Annotated in this window: 1 protein-coding gene; it reads right to left on the bottom strand. The window is 66.2% G+C overall.

Annotated elements, in window-relative coordinates:
* The coding region (locus tag FFT10_RS27585) for an SdrD B-like domain-containing protein (protein WP_228027354.1) at window positions 1-210 on the bottom strand (210 nt) is incomplete at both ends.

Genomic DNA, 210 nt, shown 5'->3' with positions numbered 1-210 from the left:
GGCCGGCGGCAGTTCACCGAAGTTGTTCTCAACGCTGTTCGCACCGGCGACCAGCGTGATGCCGCTCAGCAGGTCGTTGCCAGCGGTGCCACCGGTCGTGCCGATGGTGTCCTTGCCGTCCAGGTAGCCAGCGGGTTGCGTCTCGGCCACGTTGTAGGTGCCCGGGCGCAGGTTGGTGAACTGGTAGAAACCGTTCGCGTCGGTCGTGGC

It is taken from the genome of Pseudaquabacterium pictum (genome assembly GCF_005403045.1).
GTDB classification, from domain to species: Bacteria; Pseudomonadota; Gammaproteobacteria; order Burkholderiales; family Burkholderiaceae_C; genus Pseudaquabacterium; species Pseudaquabacterium pictum.
This window is presented reverse-complemented; position numbering and strand designations above follow the sequence as displayed.